The following is a 3,395-nucleotide window of genomic DNA, read 5'->3' on the forward strand; positions in this document are numbered from 1 at the left end:
ACCGAGACCATCTACGGCCGTCCCGCCACCACCTGGGGCACCGGCTCTTACAACGTCAAGACTGAGGCTGGCAGCACCAGCAAGACCGATAATCTGACCGAGGACGGCGGTCTGATCACCTCCTTGGTCCGGATGCTGGACAAGGATCAGATCATCACCGTTGCCAACACCCCCGACTATGTCTACACCGAGGATACTGACTCCGAGGATGTGTACAAAGATCTGGGCAAGAGTGTCTGCACCGAGCTCAGCGAGGACAAGAAGGACGGCTACGACTGGACCGTGTTTGTAAACGGCAAGGAGTGGTCTGGCAAGGACGACGAGAAAATCGTTCTGCCCGAGAGCAAGAATAGCGATACCTACCGCTACACTGCCGACGGGACTGTCACCGAGATCTACATCGACGACGCTGACCAGACTGTCACTGTTGTTGAGATCAACAACTACATCGGCCAGGTCACCAAGGTGAAAGAGGATGCTGACGGCGAGTACATCACCGTGAAGCCCCTGTCCAAGGGCGTGCCCGCTCTGGACGACAAGACCTTCTATGTGGAGGGCTTTGCTGAGGATGACTATGTTGTCTTCACCGTGGACCAGAATGACGACGATGAGTATGTTATCGCCGAGGCTTTTGCTCCCGAGACTGCTTCCGGCGAGGTCAGCCGCGTGGAGAAGGACGACGACAGCAAGGATACCTATCTGAAGCTGGATGACGGCACCAAGTACCCCTACTCCTATTCTGTTGATAGAGACAGCGACGAGCGCGACCACATGGTCTATGATCTGGATAGCCTGGGCGACCGTACGCACCCCACCCTGGGCGACGATTACACCCTGTACCTGGATCCCAACGGCTATGTGCTGGGCTTTGCTAAGGACGAGGGCGAGACCAAGTACCTGTACGTTGAGGACTCCGACGAGGAGCTGAAGGACTGGGTCGCTAAGGTCGTTCTGACCGACGGCACCAACCCCAAGGTCGATGTGAAGGAAGATCTGAAGAAGACTCCTGATGAGATCGGCGATAAGATCGCTTGGACTCAGAAGGCCGATGCCGACAAGTACGGCTGGGAGACCAACATCGACGGGAAGGTCTGGAAGTACTCTGTCAGCGATTCCGGCATGTACACCCTGACTTATGTTGCCAGCAAGGATATGGACAATGCCGAGATTAACAACGGCAAGGCCTATGTCTCCGACGGCAATAACGAGTTCATCGTGGATAAGAAGACCGTCTTCGTGGACGTGGACGGCGAGAAGGCCTACATTGGCTACGATGAGGTTCCCGATGTGTCCGAGGCCAAGCTGGCCTATGTCGTGGACAACAAGGTCGCTGAGGTCGTCTTCATCATCGAGGGCGAGTTCTACGACAACGCCAATACCTACTTCATGCTCTCCAAGACCGACCGCGAGAGCTTCAAGCACGATGACGACAAGTATTGGGACTTCTCCAAGGCTTATGTCAACGGCGAGAAGCAGTCTCAGCTGTATGTTGCCTATGATGCTCTGAACAACGGCGACGACCTGAAGGCCGGCGTGCTGTACAAGGTCCTGAAGACCGTGGACGAGGAGTATATCACCGAGATCGAGGAAGTTGCTCTGGGCAACAACCCTGTCAACGCCGTGGGCGATGACGCTTTCTGGATCACTAAGACCGAGGACAAGTCCGTGAAGTACGATGTGGACGAGGAGACCGTCTTCGTCTATGTTGACAACACCAAGTCCACCAAGTTCGACATCTCCGAGGGTAACCTGAACGACATGGAGGAGTATGACGCTTCTGAGAAGACCAACACCTATGTTACCGTCGTGAAGGACGCCAACGATCACGAGACTGCCCGTCTGGTCTACATCGTGGAGAAGGAGACCGTTGCTTATAAGACTGTGACCTTTACCGTTAATGGTAAGGAAATTGGCAAGGTGAGCGTGGAAATTGGCGAGGATGCCGTCCTGAAGTACACTGCTCCCGCTGGCTACTCCGTTGCTACCTCTACTGACTACACCTATGCTGACGGCAAGCTGACCGTTAAGAATGTCACCGAAAACAAGACTATTGCTGTTAACCTGACTGAGAATGCCCGCACTGTCACTATCTCCGGCGACGCAGGCAATGTTGAGGTAACTGGCAACACTGATCTCGATGCCACTAAGGAAGTCACCATCACCCTGGAGGCTAAGGATGGCTACACCATCACTGGTGTGGAGAGCAATCTGGGCAGCGTGAGCGGCACCAGCGGCAGCGCTTGGACTGTAAAGGTTCCTGCCGGCTCTGAGGAAATTAAGATTTCCGTAAAGACCAAGGCCGATGAGTACACCCTGAACTTTGCCGCTTCCGGTGTTTGGGATTTTGAAGTCAAGGACGCCAAGGGCCAGACCGTGAATAATGGCGACGAGGTGATCGTCGGTGAGACCTACACCTTCAAGGCCATCGAGAAGACTGCTAGCGATACTCACAATGGCGCCCGCGAGTTCCGTGTCGATGGAGCTGCTGTCTGTGATGCCAAGCTGACTGCCGAGGGCAAAAATGCCGTCGTGAAGTCTGTCAAGGTCACTGCTTCCGAGGCTGATTTCAAGCTGGCCCAGAAGCTGGCTGTTGTCGATGGCAAGCTGTACACCGAGGAAGCCTGCCAGAATGAGCAGTCGGCTGCCCCCAACCAGGAGACCACTCTGTACTACATTGAGAGCGCTGCCGTCAAGGCTGTGCTCGAGGGCGAGTACACTGTGGTGGCTGACGACGACGGCGTGCTGACGCTTGATATCGGTCAGAAGCGCTGATTAGAGTGAGATTCTGATTCACGCAATTTAACAGCCCCCCGGAGCATTTGCTCCGGGGGGCTCTCTCACTTCCCCTCCAGCTTATCCACCCGGGCAGACAGGGCGTTGATATCACTGCGCAGCTTATCCAGTACCGCATTGAGAACGCTGGGGCTGACGATCAGATCCCGCATGGCTTTCAGCGCCCCGTCGATCTTTTGATTATCCGCGTTAAACTCCGTCCGGAGCACCTGGTCCGCAGCCTCCCATTGATTCAGCCCATAATACTGCGTCTGTCTGCTTGCCATAAAAAATCCCTCCTGTCCTGACTGGGCCCGGCAGATCCGGACCCGCTCAAAACCGGTGGGAAAGAGCTTTTTGTGAGACGTTTCAATACAAATTATGGAAGTGAAGCAGAACTATGCCTATTTCTGCCCCGCCTGTGCAGGATGTCCAGGGATCATGGAGGCGGCCTATCCTGCGTGAGAGGCGCCACTTCCCAGATACACGTCCCCGGAAATGATGTGATCCAATTTTATTCCGCCGCCTGCGGGTGCAGGAACTCCTTGCGGGACGGCTCTTTCCACAAGCTGACCGGGGGGGGGGGGGGGGGGGGGGGGGGGGCGGGCGGGGGGGGGGGGGGT

General features: G+C 55.8%; 2 protein-coding genes. One reads left to right on the forward strand and one right to left on the reverse strand.

Annotated elements, in window-relative coordinates:
* A partial coding sequence (locus NE584_RS19180) for a hypothetical protein (RefSeq protein ID WP_256183528.1) occupies window positions 1–2,772 on the forward strand: 2,772 nt, incomplete at its 5' end.
* A gap of 65 nt (window positions 2,773–2,837) precedes the next feature.
* On the opposite strand, the gene NE584_RS19185 is transcribed toward NE584_RS19180, so the two are convergent.
* Entirely contained in the window at window positions 2,838–3,059 is a 222-nt protein-coding gene (locus tag NE584_RS19185) for a hypothetical protein (protein WP_256183250.1), read from the reverse strand.
* Between the last annotated feature and the right edge of the window lie 336 nt (window positions 3,060–3,395).

It is taken from the genome of Clostridium sp. DFI.5.61, from assembly GCF_024462915.1.
In the GTDB taxonomy this organism is placed as follows: Bacteria; Bacillota; Clostridia; order Oscillospirales; family Oscillospiraceae; genus Lawsonibacter; species Lawsonibacter asaccharolyticus.

Bases quoted from the DNA above. Each gene is read 5' to 3' on its own strand.
- NE584_RS19185 (WP_256183250.1), bottom strand. From the start codon at position 3,059: ATGGCAAGCAGACAGACGCAGTATTATGGGCTGAATCAATGGGAGGCT.